Raw genomic sequence first — 19,210 nt, 5'->3', positions numbered from 1 at the left:
GTTTTCTCCGGTTATTAGATTTACCCGCCGGATCAACTCGTTATGGACAATAATGCAGGGTGAGCCCCGAAAGGTCAAGACCCTTGTCTCTCCCGATTTCTGCCGCCGGCGCACTACGCCGCACAAGCCTCGACGCCGTGCTCTCTTTCGCGTGGGATGCCCCTGAGTTCACCGCGAGTGACGCCATGGCGGCGGTCGGCCTCACCCGCTCGACGACGATCGATGTGATCGAAGAGCTCGTCGACCTCGGTCTGCTTCGCGAACTGCCGAACGCGCGTGCCGTCGGCGACTACCAGAAAGGGCGACCGGCCAGGCGGTTCGAGCTCGCCGCTGACTCCGCGGTCGTGGTCGGAATCGACGTCGCGCCCGACCACATCCTCACGGCGATCACCGACCTACGCGGATCATCCCTCGCCCTCGAACGCACCGAAACGGACCTCCTGCACGACTCACCCGAAGAGCGTCGCGCAGCGGCGACCTCCGCGGTCGACGGCGCGCTCACCGTCGCCGGACGTGAGCGCGCTGACGTTCTCGCCCTCTGCGCAGCGGTGCCAGCCCCTGTGGATGCCACCGGGTCCTCTCCCCCGCACCGGACCGGATTCTGGCGGCGTATGAACCCCGACCTCGCCGAGCTTTTCAGCTGGGTTCCCCTCGTGCGCGTCATGAATGATGCGTCACTCGCCGCCGTGGCGGAGGGATCGGTGGGATCCGCCGTCGGCCTCGACAACTACGTCACGGTACTGAGCGGCGAGTTCCTCGGCGCGGGCGCCGTCGTGGATGGCAATCTTCTGCGTGGGGCGCACGGCGGAGTGGCCGAGATGGTGGCGTTCGACCACGTACGTGGCGTCGACGATGCCGACGGTCTGTGGGCGCACGCGGCCCGGTGGGCGAAAGACGCGGTCGTCGCAGGAGAGATCGATGAATGTTCAGCCGTCGCTACGATCGCACCGGACACTCTCGGCGGTGTCGCGCTCTTCGCCCTCGCTCGAGCGGGCGATCCCGACGCCGAGCGCGTCGTTGCCCGCGCGGGCAACGCCCTGAGCATCATCACCGGGGTGTTCGGCAGTCTGTTCGACCCGGTTCGGGTGGTGCTGTCGGGGATGCCGCCAGCCGATGCCGCACAGATCGTCGCCGCCGCTCGGGATTCGATTCCGCTCGAACTCGATCTGCCTGCCCCCGAACTCGTGGCCAGCGAACTCGGTGTCGATGTGGTCTGCGTCGGAGCGGTCTCGGCCGCGCTCGATACCGCCCGCACCGGAGTGCTCAACCTCGGCGAGCGCCGGCGGGGAGCTGCGTAGATTGCACGAATGGATGCCGCGACCCGGCCGGGTCGCGGCATCCGTCACCTGTTCTTACAGGTGCGCGTCTGCGTAGACGCGCAGTGCGTCGCGGACGAACTCGGCACCCCGCGGGCCGCCGTAGTTCGCACCGAAGCGGTCATCGGCCACGTACATCTCGCCGAGGCCGATCACGTAGGCCCTGAGGTCGCCCGGAATGCCCGGAACCGACGTCAACCACTGCACATGCCGCTCGGCGAGAGCCTGAGCCTCGGCGCTGCCCGGCGCGATGCCGGTCTCGGCGGCCGTCGCCCAGTCGCTGCTGAGCTGCGCGACCTGCTGCTGAAACGCTGCCTTCTCGTCAGCACTCTTTCCCCGCCACCAGCGGTCGCCGTCGGCGTAGGCCCTCTTTCCCCAACGCTCTTCGACCTCATCCTTGTATTGGGTGTGGTCGAAGCCGTCGAACATGTCTTTCGCCATGATCTGTTCACCTCCTCTCAGTGCCTCGATGGTGAGCTGGACCGACAGGATTTGCCGTCCAAGTCGTTGTTGTTCTTGACGCAGCCACGCGAGGTGGCCGGTCAATGCGTCGGTTTCGGATGCCTCACGCCCCAGCACCGCGCTGATTTGCGGCAACCCCAACCCCAGATCGCGCAGGAGCAGAATGCGCTGCAGACGCACGAGCGCGCTCCGGTCGTAGTACCGGTAGCCGTTGTGACCGACGCGCGAAGCAGGCAGAAGCCCGACCTCGCCGTAGTGGCGCAACGTGCGGCTGGTGGTGCCGGCGATCTTCGCGATCTGCTGGATCGACCACTCCTTCTCGTTCATGATGAAAGGCTAAAGGTTGACGCTGCGTCAATGTCAAGCGAAGCGCACTGGCGCCCGCCGCGAAGGGAGGAGATACAGCTTGCCAACTCGCGATATATCGTGTTACCGTGGTGGAACGCGATATATCGCGTACCAATCCTCACACCTGGAGAAGCAATGACCCTCGAGAAGTGGATCATCCACCCCGGCGAAACCCGCGTCATCGACATCGAGGCCGTGCGTTCGCTCAAAGTCGGCCTCGTCGGAGGCCAGATCGACGTCGTCGCTCACGACGAGCCCGGCGCCCGCATCGAAGTGCACGGCGTCACCATCAAAGACCTCCGCATCGAGGTGACCGGCGATGCCGTCGAGATCGACCACCCCCAACTGCGGTGGGACAACTTCCTCGAAGTGTTCCGCAACTTCGGCTCGAGCGGGCCGAAGGCCGAAATCAGCGTGGCTGTGCCCCGCGAGGTGGCTCTCACTCTCGGGGTAGTGTCGGCGAGCGCGCTGGTCAGCGGCATTCGCAGCGATGCGCGCCTCAACACCGTCTCGGGCGACATCATCGTCGACGGCCTGGTGGGCGACATCACCGTCAACGCCGTCTCGGGCGATGTCCAGGGGCGCGAGCTCGTCGGAGCACTCTCGGCCAACAGCGTCTCGGGAGATGTGGCCGCGACCGGCACCCTCCGCAAGGCCAGCATCGACACTGTCTCGGGCTCGATGGTCGTCGACTCGACAGGCCCGATCCAGTCGGTGAACCTCAACACCGTCAGCGGCAACGCGACTATCCGCCTCGATGAGGGGCTGTCGGCCAACTACGTCGTGCGTAGCGTGAGCGGCCGCGTGCAGGTCGACGGCATCGTCCGGTCGGGGCAGGGCACCGGCCCGACCACAAACTACAGCGGCTCGATCGGTGAGCTCAGCAGCGAGTTCGCTGACGTGCGCTCGAACTCGGTCTCGGGTGACCTCACGGTGCTTCGCCGGGCGGCACTCACGCCCGCGCAAGAGCAGCCCATCGAGCAGACTGCCGCTCACCCCACCGAACAGCCCGCCCCGGCAGCTGAGCCTTCCACCGACGGCGAGGCCTGGTCATGACCCCGACGTTCTCGCACGGCGACCTGCGCCTCTACCTGCTGAATCTGCTCGATGAGGGCCCACGCCACGGGTACGACATCATGCAAGCGCTGTCTGACCGCACCGGTGGCACTTACACTCCGAGCGCCGGCACCGTGTATCCGCGGTTGTCGAAGCTCGAAGAGGAAGGTCTGGTCACGAAGTCGGTCGATGGCCGTAAGACGGTGTACCAGATTACGGATGCTGGACGCGCTGAGGTCGCCGCCCGCGCAGGCGATCTCGAAGGCATCGAGGCCGGCCTTGCCGACAGTGTGCGCCTGATCGCCGACGAGGTGCGTGGAAGCGTGCGCGAAGCGATGAAAAGTCTGCGAGCAGATCTTGCCGCGGCCGCGCGCGACGAGAAGGCGCACGCGACGACTGCACCGCCCTCCGACGACGTGCGGGTGCAGAGCCGTGAGCAGTTGCACCGCTCTGACGCGCTCGTGAGTGAATTCCGCGCCCGCATCCGCAGTGACGTGCGTACCTATGTTGCCCGCGGCGGAGTGCTTACTTCTACCGTCGTCGATGATCTCGAACGCTCGCTCGACGACGCAGCCCGCGCGGTGACCCGCGCGCTGTCGGTCTAAACCAGCTGCTCGCGCCTGAGAAGATCAGGCCGTCGGCCAGATCGCCTCGTCGTCCGGCACGGGTTCGCCTAGCGGGACGACGAGGATCGGCCGATGTTGGCGGTGTGCCAGACGCGCCGCTACCGACCCGGTGAAGAATTCGCGGATGGACTCACCCAGACCGTGCCGCCGCGTGCCCACGACGAGAAGGCGTGCATCCACCTGATCGGCGAGGTGCTTCATGGCCATCGCCGGGTCGCCGACCAGCTGTCGCACGCTCCATTCGATTCCTGAGCCGTCCAGCACGGCGGCGGCCGAAGATCTCACCGATTCGAGTGCACCTTCGCCCGATGCGATGTCGATGTCGATCGGGGCAGAGTGCACGTACCCGTCCGGGTCTTCGTAGGTGACGAACCGCGTCACATCCACATGCACGACGAGAAGGTGCACGCCGAGCAGCTTCGCGTATCTCGCGCCCTCTTTCAGCACTCGAGACGACTGATCGGGAATCGTTCCGACGATTACGGCGCCGTGCGCCGCATTCGTCGCTTCCGCTGACTGTGCGCTTGCGGATGCCTCGTTCGTCATCGAATTCCACCCTTCCGGCGTTTCTGCGCCGACTCGCGCCGCCGGGGTCCGGGGGCTCCGTGTTATCCTGAATGCTACTCTTACCGGCCTCGATGCCGGATGTCGTTGAGCGGGCGCACTCGAGGCCCGTAACTCAGAAATGAGGGGGTCTCGCATATGGGGCGTGGCCGTCAGAAGGCGAAGAACACAAAAATCGCCCGTGAGCTCAAGTCGTACAGTCCGAACCTGAATGTGTCTGCCCTGCAGCGCGAACTCGGGCACCCGGACGAAGATCAGTATGTCGACAAGTGGGCTGATCAGTACGCCGACGAGTACGAAGAAGAGAAGGCCTAAAGCCTCACTCCGACGTGCGCGCGCCTAGTTGTAGGCGCGTGCCGCCTACTTTCGTGCGCGTCGCGCTCTCCACCTTGCCCAAAACCGGTCGGGCATGCGCTTGAGCCAGTTGGCAATGCGTCGCGCCCAGTGAAACTCGGTACCGCCTCACCACGCCCCGTGCCGGCGCTCCCACTCGTCCTCGATGGTGTGCTCCGGCGCCGCCACGAACCCTGCAGGGATCGCGGTCGCAATGACGACCGCCAGGACGATCAGAGGCCCGGTCCAGGAATCGGTCGCATCGTGGAGCAACCCGATGCTGATCGGAAAGACGGCGACGATTGCGTAGCCGACGCTCTGCACGAACCCGCTGAGGGCGACGGCGCCTTCGTGTGTGCGGGTCCGTAGCCCCAGCAGCACAAGGGTCAAGGGGAAGAGCAACGGCGCGGTACCGAGCAACACCATCCACAGCCACGGCGCAGCGGCGGGAGCGAAGAGCAAACCGGCGACGCCAGAGAGACCCGCGACGACGGCGACCCCGAACAGGATGCGCGTGGCGTTGTAGCGCACTACGAGCACCGGAACGAGGAGCGAAGCCGGCAGCCCCATGGCGGCGAACAGCGACAGCAGGACGCCCGCCGTGGCAGGAGTCACCTCGGCGATGTCGACCAGAATGCGCGGCATCCATGCGAAGGACGTGTACGCGAGCACACCCGACACCAAGAACCCGACCGTCAGCGCCCAGGTGAGGGGCAGCTTCCACAGTCGCCCGAAAACGCGAGGGTTCGCGCTCTCGATGTCGACCTTGTCGCCGCCCCGCTCACGGATCAGCATGAGAATCCACGGGATCATCGCCACGACCGCAAACACGGCCCACATGCCGAGCGAGAAACGCCAGGACGTAGCATCCGCCACCGGCACCGCCACGAGCGGCGGTAGGAAGGTCGACACTGCGAGGGTCGTGGAGTAGATCGTCATCATCAGGCCGATGCGATCGGGGAAGTACTTTTTCACCAGCGGCGGCAGCAGCACATTGCCAACGCCGACGGCGGCGAAGATGATCGCGGTCGAGCCCAGCAAGGTGTACGCGTCCACGGCCAGCGCCCGCGCGATGAGTCCGACCGACGCGACCGCCATCGCTGCGACCGCGAGCCGTTCGAGGCCGAAGCGTCGCTCGAGTTGAGGGGTGACGATGCCGAAGATCGCGTAGCACACCGCCGGGGCAGTGCCGATCAAGCCGATGACAGCGGCAGGGAGGTCGAAGTCTTCAGAGATCTGGCCGAGCACCGGCGAGAGCGAAGCGACCGCCGTGCGCAGCGAGAAAGCGAACAGCACGATGCCGAGCACCGCGAGGGTTCGACCCCGCCAGAGGGGCTGGGCGGGGGTGGATCTCATCAGGCCAGCCTAGGGCCGCCCGCAGCTGGGCAACGCGTTGTCGCCTGCGCTCAGCAGACGTAACCCGGTTGCATCGCCGCGGAGGCCGACATGTCGCGTAGCACCGACGGCCCACCGATGAGGACACTCGATGCAACACTTGTCGTCTCGGTCCCCATCCGAGTAGGCCACGGAACACACGTTGCGGTCGACAGATACAGCGGAGCGCGAAGCCGTGCGGCAAGGGGGACAGCCGACAATGCGTCCGCGAAGTTCAGCCCCGAGGCGACCACGACCCGATCCGGTTGGTCGAAAGCCTCGAGATTCACCAGCCATGCGGTCTCGAACCTTTCCGCCGCACCGATTCGCTTGACGTCCGTGATGGCGCGAAGGTCAGACTCGATCTGCATGCCGACGGCCGCCGGCCCGCCGGCGATGACGACATGATCCACGCCGAGGTCATCGATGAGTGCCTCGGTGCGCTGATCGAGGGCTCCTGTGCCGTTGACCAACAACACAGGGCTTGCGGTACTCGCCGCCGCAGCGCCGGCCGACAGTGCATCAGGAAAATTCAGGCCCGATGCCACATATGCCTTCGTAGCCGCCTGGAAGGCGTCCCTGATGACGAGGTCCGCCGTTGCGAAACGGTCGGCACCACCCAGTCGAGTCACCTCGGCGTCGCCGGGCGCCAGCGCGGCGATCTGCACCCGCACACGCTCAGATACGGCGGCCGGTCCGCCCACAATGACGATCCGCTCCGGACGCAACCGCGTGAGTTCCGCGACCACGACCGCGGGCAGCATGTCGGCCGTGGTGAAGAGTACGACACCACCATGCTTTGCCGCGGCCGGCCCGGCAGTCAGTGCGTCCGGGAAGCTCAGACCGTTAGCGACGTACACTACCGGCGCGCGCGTGCCGGTAGGCACCAGTTTCTGTGAAACCAACGCAGATGTCTCAAACCTGTCGGCGCCCGCAACACGCTCGGTGTAGATGACGTGGGGCTCGAGCACCAACTGACCCAGATCAGCCACATCGCCCGCGCGAAGCTCGAAGGTACGGGCCTGATCGATGTATCCGGTGTCGTCGAAGAAGCGGCGTGGGAGTTCGATCCAGCGTTCCCCGACCCGCACATCCATACCCATCACACCGAATCGGTACGTCCCGGCCCTTAGGCCCCACTGTTCGGTCGGGCCTGAGATCGTGCCCCCGACGTGAGGCGTTCTCACCTCCCATCGTCCAGTCTCTTCGTCCCACTGATCGATCGTCACAACGGCTTCGTTCTGCGGAAGGAGTGGCCCGCCGGGATCGGCACGGAAGACCACCGACCCGGTCATCCCCGCGTACGCCTCCACCTGGCCGTCGATACCGGTCACCTCGCCCCCGTCGGACACAGTGATGCGCGCGGCTGTCTCGAGCGAATCGCCGCCCCAGAAGGATCCCCATGACTTATCAGCCGTTAACGCCACAACGTACACACCTGCGAGAAGCACAGGAACCCGATACCTGCCGTTAGCGTCTGCCCGCGCGCCCTTTGCGGATCGCGGGACCCCTTGGTCATCCAGTTTGTACAGCTGAGCCCACCCGTCGACCGGCGAAACAACCCCCTGGCTGAGGCGGGTGATGGTGCCCGAGACTGCCCCATAGCCGGATTCCGGCGCCACCGCGTGAGCGGGTGCCGAAAAGAGGGTGGCGAACAGCGCGACAATGAGCGCCATTGCGGCGCGGCGGGGGGCAATCACTGCGGAACTACTCCGATCCGGAGCGCATCGGGGGGACGCGTGTAAGCAGACGATAACACCCGCCGAAACCGTTCTGCTACGACGATTTCAACTCTGCTGGGACCCCTCGACCCAGGCAAGGTATTCGTCGCTCACGGTGCCGGTGACGTACCGGCCATCGAAGCAGCTCATGTCGAGGTCGTCGACATCCGACCCCTCCAGAATCGCTGCCTTCAGGTCTTCGACCTCTTGGTAGACCATGTAGTCGGCGCCGAGTTCTTGCGCGATCTCGGGAATCGTCCGGCCGTGCGCGACGAGCTCGTGGCGTGAGGGCATGTTGATGCCGTACACGTGCGGGTACCGCACCGGCGGCGCGGCGCTGGCGAACGTGACGCTCTTGGCCCCGGCATCCCGCGCCATCTGAATGATCTCTTTACTCGTCGTCCCGCGAACGATCGAGTCGTCGATCAGCAGGACGTTCTTGCCTTTGAACTCGCTCGACATCGCGTTGAGCTTTTGGCGCACGCTCTTCTTGCGCACCGCCTGCCCCGGCATGATGAACGTGCGGCCGACATAGCGGTTCTTGTAGAAGCCCTCGCGGTACTCGAGTCCGAGCTTGCGGGCCACCTGCATCGCGGCGGGGCGCGATGAATCAGGAATCGGCATGACCACGTCGATCGAGCCCTGGGGCGTGTACTTCGCAATGGTGTCAGCCAGACGATCGCCCATGCGCAGGCGGGCCTCGTAGACAGAGATGCCGTTCATGATCGAGTCGGGTCGGGCGAGGTACACGTACTCGAACGAGCACGGAATCAGCTGCGGGTTCGTCGCGCACTGCTTGGTGTGCAGGTGCCCCTCGAGGTCGATGAACACGGCTTCGCCGGGCTGGACGTCTTGGACGACCTCGAACCCGCCGTTCTCGAGGACGAGCGATTCGGATGCCACGACCCATTCGTATGACCCGTCTGCGGCTTTGCGGGTTCCGAGGATCAACGGGCGGATGCCGTAAGGGTCGCGGAAGGCGAGCAGCCCGTACCCGGCGATCAGCGCGATCGCGGCGTACGAGCCCTCGACCCGCTCGTGCACGCGCGAGACGGCCTGGAAGATCTCGTCGGGAGCGAGGTCGATGCCCGAGATCGAGGCCTGCAGCTCATTGGCGAGCACGTTGACGAGCAGCTCGGTGTCAGAGCTCGTGTTGAGGTGCCGACGGTCTTTGTGGAAGAGCTCGTCGGTCAGCTCACGCGTATTGGTGAGGTTGCCGTTGTGCACCAGCACGATGCCGTACGGCGCATTGACATAGAACGGCTGGGCTTCTTCTTCGTTCGAGGCCGTGCCCTGGGTCGCGTAGCGCACGTGGCCGAGGCCGATCTCGCCCTGGAGCGAGCGCATGTCGCGCGTGCGGAACGCCTCGCGCACCTGACCCTTGGCCTTGTGCTGGTGAAAGACACCGTTCGCCTCGGCGGTCGCGATGCCCGTCGAGTCTTGACCGCGATGCTGCAGCAGAGCCAGCGAGTCGTAGATCTCTTGGTTGACGTTGCCGCGCCCGACCATGCCGATGATTCCGCACATGGGCGTCAGACTCCGTCGCTGTAAGTGCCGACGAGGCGCACGGCCCCGCCGTCGACGCCCTTGGCGCCCTGTTCGAACTCTCCGTCGGGCGTGGTGCCGGTACGTACGGTTCCGACCTGCCAGGTGGCGATGCCGTCTTGGGCGAGGGCGGATGCTGCAGCACCGGCCTTGTCGGCAGAGACCACCGCGAGAAACCCGATGCCGAGATTCCACGTGCCCTCGGTCGCCTGCAGGTCAAGGCCGCCGAGGTCGGCGAGAACCCGGAACACCGGCGGCGGAGACCATGTCGAACGGTCGACCTCGACCCACGAGCCCTGGGGAAGCACTCGGGCGAGGTTCGCGGCGATGCCGCCACCCGTGACGTGACTCAAGGAGTGCACGCGGTCTCCGTGCTGTGAGATCAACCGCAGCAGGGGCGAGGTGTAGAGGCGCGTGGGCTCGAGGAGCGCTTCGCCCCACGTGGTGCCGTGGGTGCCGAGGTCGGCGGCACGATCGCCGTACTGAATGCCCGCGCCCGCCACGATGTGACGCACGAGCGAGTAGCCGTTGGAGTGCAGGCCGCTGCTCGCGAGAGCGAGGACGACATCGCCGTCCTCGACGCGATCGGCGCCCAGAAGGTGCCCGGCCTCGACGATGCCGGTCGCGGCACCCGCCAGGTCGTAGTCATTGATGCCCAGAAGACCAGGGTGCTCGGCCGTCTCGCCGCCGACGAGGGCGGTACCGGTCTCGGCGCAACCGGCCGCGATACCGCGGACGATGTCGGCGATGCGCTCGGGAAAGACCTTGCCGCACGCGATGTAGTCGGTCATGAACAGGGGCCTCGCCCCCACCACCACGATGTCATCGACGACCATGCCGACCAGGTCGAGCCCGATCGTGTCGTGCTTGTCGATCGCCTGAGCGATCGCGACCTTCGTGCCGACGCCATCCGTGCTGGTGGCGAGCAAGGGCCTGTCGTAGGCCTTGAGGGCCGACGCGTCGAAGAGACCGGCGAAACCGCCCACTCCGCCCAGGACCTCAGGCCCGTGGGTGCGGCGGACCGCCGACTTCATCAGTTCGACAGCAAGATCACCGGCGGCGGTATCGACGCCTGCAGCGGTGTAGGGATTGGTGGGTGTGACCACCGTCCCAGCCTACCGGGGGTCGGGCCGTGTCATCGCCCGGGGTCTCTGCCTCCCGCTGCAGCCGGCCGGGCGCCGTGGTCGGTTCGCAGCCGCCGGGCGTCAACGTTCCGGGACGAACTGGGCGCCTAGGGCCTCACGCCTGGCCGGAGGCGGAGTTTCGCCCGGAACTTTCACAGCCGAGCGCCGAGACCACCCCTCCCACGGCGCAACCCCCGCAATACAATGGCGGCATGGGTGGTGCTCCGGAGTGGTTGGTGCGCGAAGACGCGAGCCAGCCCGTCCTGCTCGCCCTCTATCTGCGGCAAGTGCTCGGCATTCGCTCGCCCGATGAGCTGCCGCACCTGCGCGGTATCCCGCCCCGCACGATCGAGCGCCCCGAGCACGACCAAGACGTGCTCGAGCGACAGTGGCGGAGCTACTGGGACATGACCGTCGAGCCGCAGGCGAACATCTCGCCCGTGCCGCTTGATCTGGTCGACGGGTTCGAGACGCTTCTGGCTCTGCCCCTCGAAGGCGCCGACGAACTGCGCGCCGCCGTCGAGCCGTTCGGCCCCGACGCGGTCGCCTTCTCTCAGTCCGCCAACGCCCGCTACCGCCGAGAAGTCGGTTCGGGCAGCGGCAAGGCGTACCGCGCGTACGCGAGCGCGATCGCCGAACACGAACGGGTCGTCGGCCGGCGCGCGCACTCGTTCGAGCTGAATGTGCAGGTACTCCCGCTCAGTCAGCGGGGGGTGTGGTGGATCGGATCACTCACCGTCGCCGTCACCGACGGGCTGCGCGGAGATGTCGTCGCGTTCGACGCCGCGATCCACCCGATCATCGCCGAACTGGCCTAAGCCTCAGCGTCAGTCGGTGTGTACCGACGTGTGGTCGACCGTGACCTCGCGCGCGTTGCGCGTCGCCCGGCGGTCGAAGATCAGAGCGACCGAGCCGCCGATGATCAGACCGACCGAGATGCAGATGAGCGAGAGAAACCCGAAGACCTGCAGCGGAGCGTAGACGACACCCGTGTTGGGACTGATCTGGTCGGTGCCGTTGAACGCGAACGTCAGAATCAGCGCGACCAGCACCCCGAGACCGGCGCCGAGCAGAAGAAAGACCGAGATCTTCGGCGCACGACGCACGCTGACCGTCTCGACGCGGTCGTCACTTCGGGTGCGCGGTGCGGCGGGTGTGGATTCGGGAACGGATGCCTCGTCGGCCATAGCCCTATTCTCCCACCGTTGCCGGGCGCGAGGCGCAGGTCTCGCTGGTTCAGGGCCGCAACGGCAGAAGGTCCGATACGTCAGCGCGAGTACCACTGGCGATGATGCGGCCGGAGGTCGAAGCATCCGCCCACTGCAGTTCACCCAGAGCGAGAGCGATCCAGGTCGCGGCGTCGGTTTCGACGACGTTCGGCGGCGTGCCTCGGGTGTGGCGGGGGCCTTCGATCACCTGGACGGCTCCGAAGGGCGGCACGCGCACCTCGACCGACCCGCCCGGTGCCTTCTCGACCAGCAGCTGCAAGAGGTACCGCACGGCCGTGGCGAGTTCGGCGCGGGCAGGTTCACCCGCCGCAACGGCGGCGAGCGCGGCACGGCCCTCTCCGGTCAGGATCTTCTTCGGCACGGTTCCACGCTACGCCTCCACGGGCTTCGGCCCCCTCTGGACCGCGCCCGCTGGGTAGGCTGGGCGGGTGAGAATCCTCGTCCTCGGCTCGGGCGCGCGCGAGCACGCCATCATTCTCGCCCTGCGTGGGGAGGCAGAGCCGCACGAGGTTTTCGCCGCCCCCGGCAATGCCGGTATCGCCCGCGACGCGACCATCGTCGACCTTGATGCGAACAGCCCCGCCGCCGTGACGACCTTCGCCGAGGCCGACGCGATCGACCTCGTCGTGATCGGCCCCGAGGCTCCGCTCGTGGCGGGTGTCGCCGATGCCCTCCGGGTTCGCGGAATCCCGGTGTTCGGTCCGGGCAAGGCCGCCGCTCAGCTCGAGGGATCCAAGACCTTCGCGAAGCGCATCATGGATGCGGCCGGGGTTCCGACCGGCCGGGCCAAGCGCGCGACCACCCTCGACGAGGTCGCGAGCGCGATCGACGAGTTCGGCTCTCCGTACGTGGTCAAGGCCGATGGCCTGGCCGCCGGCAAGGGCGTGCTCGTCACGGACGACCGCGCGGCTGCCCTCGCCCACGCTCAGACTTATCTCGCCTCGGGCGCGATCCTGGTCGAGGAGTTCCTTTCCGGCCCCGAGGTGTCGCTGTTCTTCCTGAGCGACGGCGACCACGTGCTGCCCCTCAGCCCGGCACAGGACTTCAAGCGCCTCGGCGACGGGGATTCGGGCCCGAACACCGGAGGTATGGGCGCGTACTCTCCGCTGCCGTGGTTGGCGGAGCCCTACGGCGGCGAAGACGCCTTCGTCGACCTCGTCACGCGCGAGGTCGCCGAGCCCGTGATCCGCCAGCTCGACGCAGAGGGCACGCCGTTCATCGGGTTGCTCTACGCGGGCCTCATCCTGACGAAGCAGGGCGTGAAGGTCATCGAGTTCAATGCACGATTCGGCGACCCCGAAACCCAGGTGGTCCTTCCCCGACTGCTCGACCCACTGTCGCAGCTTCTTCTGGCCGCAGCATCCGGCACCCTCGAAACCGTCCCCCGCCCGGCGTTCGCCGACGCGGTCGCCGTCACAGTCGTACTCGCGAGCGAGGGGTACCCGGCAGCGCCGATCACCGGTCGCGAATTGCAGGGGACGGATGCCGCATCCGCCGTCGACGGAGTCCACCTCGCCCACGCTGCCACCGCAGAGCGCGAAAACGGCCTCGTCGCGACCGGCGGCCGCGTGCTGAACGTCGTCGGGGTCGGCACGACGTTCCATGAGGCCCGCGAGCGCACGTACCGGGCGCTGGCTGAGATCAGTCTCGAGGGCGGGCAGTTCCGCACCGACATCGCCGCCCGCGTCGTCGAGAGCTGACACACCCGGGCCGCTCGCCCGCGATAATGGGCGGGTGACCACTCCTCTCGCGATGCCCGGCTGGAAACACGTCTACTCGGGCAAGGTGCGCGACCTGTACGTGCCCGAGAGCCACCAGCAGGACGCCACGCCCGAGCGGATGCTTGTTGTGGCCAGCGATCGCGTCAGCGCGTTCGATCACGTGCTCTCGCCCGGGATTCCGGGCAAGGGAGTGCTGCTGACCACCCTGAGCATGTGGTGGTTCGACCAGCTGGCGGGAGCTGACGGAGGTCGCAGCATCCCGAACCATCTCTCCTCGCCGTTCCTGCTGAGCGACGGCGCAGACAGGGTGGCCAACACGTCCGACGACCTGACCAGCCAGATTCCTGCCGAGGTGGCCGGGCGGGCGATGGTGGTGCAGACCCTCGAGATGCAGCCGATCGAATGCGTGGTGCGCGGGTATCTCACCGGGTCGGGGTGGGCGGAGTATCGCGAGAACGGGACGGTCTGTGGCATCCGCCTGGCAACGGGCCTGAACAACGGCGATCGACTGCCCGCACCGATCTACACCCCCGCCTACAAAGCGCCGATGGGTGAGCACGACGAGAACATCACGTTCGAGCAGTCCGTAGACCTCGTCGGCGAGGCCTGGGCAGAAGAGCTGCGCGACCTGTCGCTTGAGATCTACGAACGTGCCGCGCGCACCGCCGAGGCGCGCGGGCTGATCCTCGCCGACACGAAGTTCGAGTTCGGGCTCGATGATGCCGGGGTCATGACGCTCGGAGACGAAGTTCTCACGAGTGATTCATCGCGATATTGGGATGCCTCGACCTGGGCGAACGGCACCACCCCCGAAGAGCGCATGGCGAGCTTCGATAAGCAGATCGTGCGTGACTGGCTCGCGACGAACTGGGATAAGACGGGCACTCCGCCTGACCTCCCCGCCGAGATCGTCGACCGTACGACGGCGAAATACCGCGAACTGCTCGAGCGCCTGACCAGCGCGTAGCGGCAGGCCTGTTCAGCCGAGCAGGATTCGCTCGAGGTTCTCGATCGGGCCGTACCAGCCCTGCTCGAGGATCCACGCCTGGAGCAGGCGGTCCCAGCCGAGCGCGACGCCGATGCCGACGACCACGAGGATCCCACCGACGATTCGGCGGAAGAGTCCGTGCGGGTCGGCAAGCCAGCCGAGCTTGCGGACGAGTGCCGACCCGGCGAGTGCAATGGCGAGCAACGCCAGGGCGAGGCCGATCGCGTACGCCGAGACGTAGAGCACGCCCGCACCGAACGTGGCCGGCAGCACGGTCGCGACGATCAGGGCGTACGTCGGGCTGCAGCTGCTGAACGCTGGCCCGAGGGCCGCGCCGAGCGCGATGTCACCGCCAAGGCCGGTGCGGCGGTAACTGCGGTCGAGCAACTGCCCGCCGCGGGCCTGCATTCCGGTCGCGACGGTCAGGCGTTCCCAGAGTGTCGGGAAGAGCATCGTGAGCCCGAAGACCGCGACAATCACCCCCGAGATCGACTGCCACACCCAGGCGGGTACGCCGAGGAGCGCGGATGAAGCCTTGAGCAGCAGGGTGAACGCCACGACCGAAACCGCGAGTGACGCGGCGATCACGACCGGTCGCAACCATGTGCGGTCTGACCCGGCGCTCTCTCCCGCGGTGCGAGCCGCGGTGCCGCCGACGATCACCGGCAAGAGCGGCAACACGCAGGGCGCGAGCACGGTGAGCACCCCCGCCGCGAACGAGACGATCGTGAGCGCGAGCACGTCAGCCCGTCAGCCCGTCAGCCCGAGGCCCGCGAGCCCGGCGTTCAGGGTCGGATCGTCGTACGCGACGAACAGGCCCGCTCCGTCCCCCGCATCGTCGAGGGCGACGAGCGTGGTCTGCAACCGAACGTCGTAGCGCTGGCGCAGGTCCTGCTGCGAGTCGTAATCCACCTTGAGGATCGTCACGCCGTCGGGAACGCCATTTGCCTCGATGTCCTCCTCCAGCGCCCGGCACTGCGGACACCACGGCGCGTGGAAGAACAGCACCCGCGCGCCCTCGGCCGCTGCGAGCGCAGCATCCGAATAGTCCACATACGCGCCCGGCGACAGTGCCTCGGCGGTTGGAATCTGCTCGACCGGAGTCGTCTCGGCCGGACTGGGCATCGCCGACGCCGACGCGGATTCTTTCGGCGGGGCCATCGTCGATTCGGAGGTCGTGGGCGCCGCCTGACCGGCGCCACCCGTCGCCGACACCGCGACCGCAGCCCCGACCCCGCCGACCAGGACGGCGGCGATGACGATTCCCACGACGGTGGTGCGCTTCATGCCCCCATTCTCGCGGAGCGAGAGCGCGCGACGACCTCGAGGGCATTACGGTTCGATGACGCGCACCCCGACGAGAGAGCGACCGGAGGAGCGCAGCATCCGGAATATCACCGCACTCGCCGCCGTTCCCTATTCACATGCATGAAAAGATGGCGGATGCCACGACCATGGGCGCGGTCACTCTGCTTGTCGGCGACCTCGACGCGATGACCCGGTACTACCGCGATGTCGTCACCCTCGATGTGCTGTCCGCCGAGGGCGATGTCGTCACCCTCGGACGTGCAGGCCGACCGATCGTCGTCCTGCGGCACGAACGGCAACTTCGCCACGCCTCCCCGGGTTCGGCGGGCCTCTTCCACACGGCGATCCTCTTCGAATCGCAGGCCTCGCTCGCTGCCGCGCTGTACTCGGTCGCCCGCCGCGCTCCGGGCACCTTCACCGGCAGCGCAGATCACCTCGTGAGTCAGGCGTTCTACTTCACCGACCCCGAAGGCAACGGCATCGAGCTGTACTGGGACCGCGACCGCACCGATTGGTCGTGGGTGCACGGCCAGATCGAGATGGCGACGCTGCACCTCGACCCGAACGCCTTCCTCGCCGCCCACCTCACCGACGAAGCGGCGAGCGGAACCATGACCCGCGACGCGGCCTCGGTGGGTCACGTGCATCTTTCGGTGGGGGATGCCGCCGCCGCCCGCGCCTTCTACGTCGATGCGCTCGGGTTCGATCAAACCGCGGCGCTGGGCAACCAGGCCGTGTTCGTCAGCGCGGGCGGCTACCACCACCACATGGCGATGAACGTGTGGAACTCGCGCGGAGCGGGACCGCGCACGCCCGCTCTCGGGTTAGGGCGTGTCGACCTCGTCCTGCCCGACGCGGATGCGCTCGGCGCGCTGGACGAGCGACTCGGTCACCGCGGCTTCGCTCGCCGGGACGACGGTCGAGCCCTGAGCTTCGAAGACCCCTGGAACAACCTTCTGGTCGCGTCCGTCGGCTGAGAGCCACTCAAACCGAGTCGCGCACGACCAGTTCGGTCTCGAGGATCGTGACGTGCCGCGGGTGACGACCTGCGAGCAGATCGAGCAACACGGTCGCCATCCGCTCACCCTGCGTGAAGGAGGGCTGCTTCATCGTCGTGAGCGCCGGGGTCACCGATGTGGCCACCGGCGAATCGTCGAACCCGATGATGGCCACATCGCCCGGGACGCTGAGACCGGCTGCGGCAAGTTCAGACAGAGCGCCGCGCGCCATCAGATCGCTCGCGACGAAGATCGCGTCGGGTCGTTCGTCGCGCTCGAGAATCTTGCGCATCGCGACTGCCCCACCGTCGGAGGTGAAGTTTCCGTCTTCGGCGGAGTGTTCGGTGAGCTCCCACGCGCCGAGCGCGTCGCGGAAGCCCTTCAGTCGGTCGACGCCCGCAGGCATCGTCAGCGGGCCGGTGATCGTCGCGATCTTGCGATGGCCGCGCTCGATCAGGTACACCGTCGCGTCGTGCGCGCCGCGGGTGTTGTCGACATCGACGTAGTAGTCCCGCTCGCGCTCGCGCACGGGCCGACCGCCGTAAACGACAGGGACAGCAGAGGCAATGCGGTCGATGAAGCTGTCGCTCGTGTGGTGAGAAACGACGATCGCGCCGTCAACGGCGCCGCTGCGGACGTAGCTGGTGGTCTTGTCACCCGGGTCGTCGCTCGCGATGAACAGGTTCAACACATAGTCCGAGCGGCTGAGACGCGCGTTGATGCCCGACACGATCGCCGCGAAGAACGGGTCGCCGAAGAACCGGGTCGTGTCTTCAGGGACGATCAGGGCGATCGCGTGCGTCTGGCGGCTGGCGAGCGACCGGGCCGCACGGTTCGGGACGTAGTTGAGCTGGGCGATAGCGCGCTTGACGGACTCGAGCGCCTCAGGGCTGACCGCGGTCGACCCATTCACCACTCGCGACACCGTCGACCGCGATACCCCCGCGGCCACGGCGACCTCTTCGATCGTCGCGGCTACACGCATCACTTCCGTGCTCATGTCCCGCCCTTCTCTCCGTGCTAGGACTGCACCGGGGAGTTGCCCAGATCCAGGCTACGCGCCTCGATGATGCGGGTGTACTCGCGTCCGCTGTCTTTCACGACTCGCTCTTGTGTGTCGTAGTCGACTCGAACGATACCGAAGCGCTTTTCGTAGCCCCACGCCCACTCGAAGTTGTCGAGCATCGACCAGTAGAAGTAGCCGCGCACATCAACGCCGGCATCGATCGCGTCCAGCGTCGCGCCGAGGTGACCCCGAAGGAAGTCGACGCGGGCGGCATCGTGCACGCGAGGCTCACCGTCGGTGAGGACGAGTTCGTCGTCGTAGGCCGCGCCGTTCTCGGTGACGTAAAGGACGGTGCCGGCGGGAGCGGCGTACTCGGTGCTGACGCGCTGCAGCAGGCGGTTGAGGCCCTCGAACTGCACCTCCCAGTGCATCGAGGTGCGCTCGAGTCCGCGCTCGTTGGAGTGCCCATGCCCCGCGGGGAACGCCGACTCTCCACGGCGGTCAGTCGGGGCATCTCCACCGGTGGGCGGGTTCGCCGGCGGCTCGGCGCTGACGAGGTCACCGTGGTAGTAGTTGACGCCCAGCGCGTCGATGTGCGCTGAGATCTTTTCGAGGTCGCCGGGCAGCACCGCAGATTCGAAGGCCTCGGTGGCGGCAGCATCCACCGCACGGAAGTCCTCGACGATGTCAGCCGGGTATTCCCCGCGGAACACCGGGTCGAGGAACCAACGGTTGTGCTGGCCGTCCAGCCGGCGGGCGACGTCGACATCGGCGGGGTTGGTCGGGTCGAGTGCGTCCGCAACGGTGAAGTTCAGCGTGATGCCGAGGTCGAGCGTCTCGTCGCGCTTGCGCAGCTCGGTGACGGTCTGGCCGTGCCCGAGCAGCAGGTGGTGCGAGGCCAAAAGGCCCTCGCGCATGCTGTAGTGCCCCGGGGCGTGCATGCCGGCGGTGTAGCTGAGGAACGACGAGCACCACGGCTCGTTGAGGGTCGTCCACACCTTGACGCGATCGCCGAGAGCGTCGTGCATGGTGAGCGCGTACTCGGTGAACTTGTCTGCGGTGGAGCGCGCGGTCCAGCCACCTTCCTCCTGCAGCGCCTGCGGAAGATCCCAGTGATACAGCGTGAGCCACGGCAGGATGTCGGCATCCAGCAGCTCGTCAACCAATCGCTTGTAGAAGTCGACGCCCTGCTCGTTGACCGCTCCACCGTCGGGACGCACACGCGACCATGAGGTTGAGAACCGGTAAGTCTGCAGCCCCATTCTCTTCATGAGTGCGACGTCATCGCGATACAGGTTGTAGTGATTGCACGCGACATCGCCGTTGTCGGCGTTGATCACAGCGCCGGGTTCGCGGCAGAACTCGTCCCAGATAGAAGCGCGACGGCCATCGTCAAAGGCTGCGCCCTCGATCTGGAAAGCAGCGGTGGCCGCGCCGAACAAAAAGTTCGACGGGAAGGAACGCTCGGTCGCAGACATGCGAACAGAGTCC

20 protein-coding genes are annotated in these 19,210 nt (G+C 66.8%); 8 read left to right on the top strand and 12 right to left on the bottom strand.

Annotated elements, in window-relative coordinates:
• Positions 1-83: 83 nt before the first annotated feature.
• Positions 84-1,298: an ROK family protein gene (locus LG299_RS11670; RefSeq protein ID WP_404430387.1), complete on the top strand. Its 1,215-nt coding sequence runs from the start codon at positions 84-86 to the stop codon at positions 1,296-1,298.
• A 54-nt stretch (positions 1,299-1,352) separates the two neighbouring features.
• Here LG299_RS11670 and LG299_RS11665 read toward each other — a convergent pair whose 3' ends face one another.
• The gene (locus tag LG299_RS11665) at positions 1,353-2,105 is read right to left on the bottom strand and encodes a MerR family transcriptional regulator (RefSeq protein ID WP_404430385.1); all 753 of its coding nucleotides are present in this window, start codon (positions 2,103-2,105) and stop codon (positions 1,353-1,355) included.
• Positions 2,106-2,261: 156 nt separating this feature from the next.
• Here LG299_RS11665 and LG299_RS11660 point away from each other — a divergent pair, with 156 nt between their 5' ends.
• Both LG299_RS11660 and LG299_RS11655 read left to right on the top strand, forming a co-directional pair.
• Positions 2,262-3,182 (top strand): DUF4097 family beta strand repeat-containing protein, encoded by a 921-nt coding sequence (locus LG299_RS11660; protein WP_404430383.1) that lies wholly within the window; start codon positions 2,262-2,264, stop codon positions 3,180-3,182.
• Positions 3,179-3,787: a PadR family transcriptional regulator gene (locus LG299_RS11655; protein WP_404430381.1), complete on the top strand. Its 609-nt coding sequence runs from the start codon at positions 3,179-3,181 to the stop codon at positions 3,785-3,787. The genes LG299_RS11660 and LG299_RS11655 overlap by 4 nt, the downstream gene beginning before the upstream one ends.
• A gap of 24 nt (positions 3,788-3,811) precedes the next feature.
• Here LG299_RS11655 and LG299_RS11650 read toward each other — a convergent pair whose 3' ends face one another.
• Entirely contained in the window at positions 3,812-4,354 is a 543-nt protein-coding gene (locus LG299_RS11650; RefSeq protein ID WP_404430379.1) for a universal stress protein, read from the bottom strand.
• A gap of 156 nt (positions 4,355-4,510) precedes the next feature.
• On the opposite strand from LG299_RS11650, the gene LG299_RS11645 reads away from it, so the two are divergent.
• Positions 4,511-4,687, top strand: a complete 177-nt coding sequence (locus LG299_RS11645; RefSeq protein ID WP_404430377.1) for a DUF3073 domain-containing protein — start codon at positions 4,511-4,513, stop codon at positions 4,685-4,687.
• A gap of 147 nt (positions 4,688-4,834) precedes the next feature.
• On the opposite strand, the gene LG299_RS11640 is transcribed toward LG299_RS11645, so the two are convergent.
• From LG299_RS11640 to purM, 4 genes are all read right to left on the bottom strand, one after another.
• Positions 4,835-6,061, bottom strand: coding sequence for a CynX/NimT family MFS transporter (locus LG299_RS11640; RefSeq protein ID WP_404430375.1), 1,227 nt, complete (start codon positions 6,059-6,061; stop codon positions 4,835-4,837).
• Positions 6,062-6,111: 50 nt separating this feature from the next.
• Positions 6,112-7,779, bottom strand: coding sequence for a cell wall-binding repeat-containing protein (locus tag LG299_RS11635; RefSeq protein WP_404430373.1), 1,668 nt, complete (start codon positions 7,777-7,779; stop codon positions 6,112-6,114).
• Between the two features lie 87 nt (positions 7,780-7,866).
• On the bottom strand, positions 7,867-9,327 hold the full coding sequence (purF, locus tag LG299_RS11630) for an amidophosphoribosyltransferase (protein ID WP_404430371.1): 1,461 nt from the start codon (positions 9,325-9,327) through the stop codon (positions 7,867-7,869).
• Positions 9,328-9,332: 5 nt separating this feature from the next.
• On the bottom strand, positions 9,333-10,379 hold the full coding sequence (purM, locus tag LG299_RS11625) for a phosphoribosylformylglycinamidine cyclo-ligase (protein WP_404434871.1): 1,047 nt from the start codon (positions 10,377-10,379) through the stop codon (positions 9,333-9,335).
• A gap of 302 nt (positions 10,380-10,681) precedes the next feature.
• On the opposite strand from purM, the gene LG299_RS11620 reads away from it, so the two are divergent.
• Positions 10,682-11,287: a zinc-binding alcohol dehydrogenase gene (locus LG299_RS11620; protein ID WP_404430369.1), complete on the top strand. Its 606-nt coding sequence runs from the start codon at positions 10,682-10,684 to the stop codon at positions 11,285-11,287.
• Positions 11,288-11,296: 9 nt separating this feature from the next.
• Here the strand turns inward: LG299_RS11620 and LG299_RS11615 are convergent, their stop codons facing one another.
• Positions 11,297-11,656, bottom strand: a complete 360-nt coding sequence (locus LG299_RS11615) for a potassium transporter Trk (RefSeq protein WP_404430367.1) — start codon at positions 11,654-11,656, stop codon at positions 11,297-11,299.
• 49 nt (positions 11,657-11,705) lie between these two features.
• Positions 11,706-12,059 carry a sterol carrier family protein gene (locus LG299_RS11610; RefSeq protein WP_404430365.1) on the bottom strand — a complete coding sequence of 118 codons (354 nt, stop codon included), beginning with the start codon at positions 12,057-12,059 and terminating at the stop codon, positions 11,706-11,708.
• Between the two features lie 67 nt (positions 12,060-12,126).
• Between LG299_RS11610 and purD the strand changes: the two genes are divergently transcribed.
• Both purD and LG299_RS11600 read left to right on the top strand, forming a co-directional pair.
• On the top strand, positions 12,127-13,398 hold the full coding sequence (gene purD, locus LG299_RS11605) for a phosphoribosylamine--glycine ligase (RefSeq protein ID WP_404430363.1): 1,272 nt from the start codon (positions 12,127-12,129) through the stop codon (positions 13,396-13,398).
• A gap of 52 nt (positions 13,399-13,450) precedes the next feature.
• On the top strand, positions 13,451-14,386 hold the full coding sequence (locus tag LG299_RS11600) for a phosphoribosylaminoimidazolesuccinocarboxamide synthase (protein ID WP_404434869.1): 936 nt from the start codon (positions 13,451-13,453) through the stop codon (positions 14,384-14,386).
• 12 nt (positions 14,387-14,398) lie between these two features.
• On the opposite strand, the gene LG299_RS11595 is transcribed toward LG299_RS11600, so the two are convergent.
• Positions 14,399-15,148 (bottom strand): cytochrome c biogenesis CcdA family protein, encoded by a 750-nt coding sequence (locus LG299_RS11595; RefSeq protein WP_404430361.1) that lies wholly within the window; start codon positions 15,146-15,148, stop codon positions 14,399-14,401.
• A 9-nt stretch (positions 15,149-15,157) separates the two neighbouring features.
• Positions 15,158-15,694: a thioredoxin family protein gene (locus LG299_RS11590; protein WP_404430359.1), complete on the bottom strand. Its 537-nt coding sequence runs from the start codon at positions 15,692-15,694 to the stop codon at positions 15,158-15,160.
• A gap of 137 nt (positions 15,695-15,831) precedes the next feature.
• Here LG299_RS11590 and LG299_RS11585 point away from each other — a divergent pair, with 137 nt between their 5' ends.
• Positions 15,832-16,692, top strand: a complete 861-nt coding sequence (locus tag LG299_RS11585) for a VOC family protein (protein ID WP_404430357.1) — start codon at positions 15,832-15,834, stop codon at positions 16,690-16,692.
• Between the two features lie 7 nt (positions 16,693-16,699).
• On the opposite strand, the gene LG299_RS11580 is transcribed toward LG299_RS11585, so the two are convergent.
• Positions 16,700-17,713, bottom strand: coding sequence for a LacI family DNA-binding transcriptional regulator (locus tag LG299_RS11580; RefSeq protein ID WP_404430355.1), 1,014 nt, complete (start codon positions 17,711-17,713; stop codon positions 16,700-16,702).
• 20 nt (positions 17,714-17,733) lie between these two features.
• Positions 17,734-19,197 carry a GH1 family beta-glucosidase gene (locus LG299_RS11575; RefSeq protein WP_404430353.1) on the bottom strand — a complete coding sequence of 488 codons (1,464 nt, stop codon included), beginning with the start codon at positions 19,195-19,197 and terminating at the stop codon, positions 17,734-17,736.
• Between the last annotated feature and the right edge of the window lie 13 nt (positions 19,198-19,210).

The organism is Microbacterium lacus, from assembly GCF_044794305.1.
GTDB classification, from domain to species: domain Bacteria; phylum Actinomycetota; class Actinomycetes; order Actinomycetales; family Microbacteriaceae; genus Microbacterium; species Microbacterium lacus_B.
Note: the sequence above shows the minus strand (reverse complement) of the source record. Positions and strands in the feature narration are given on the sequence as shown.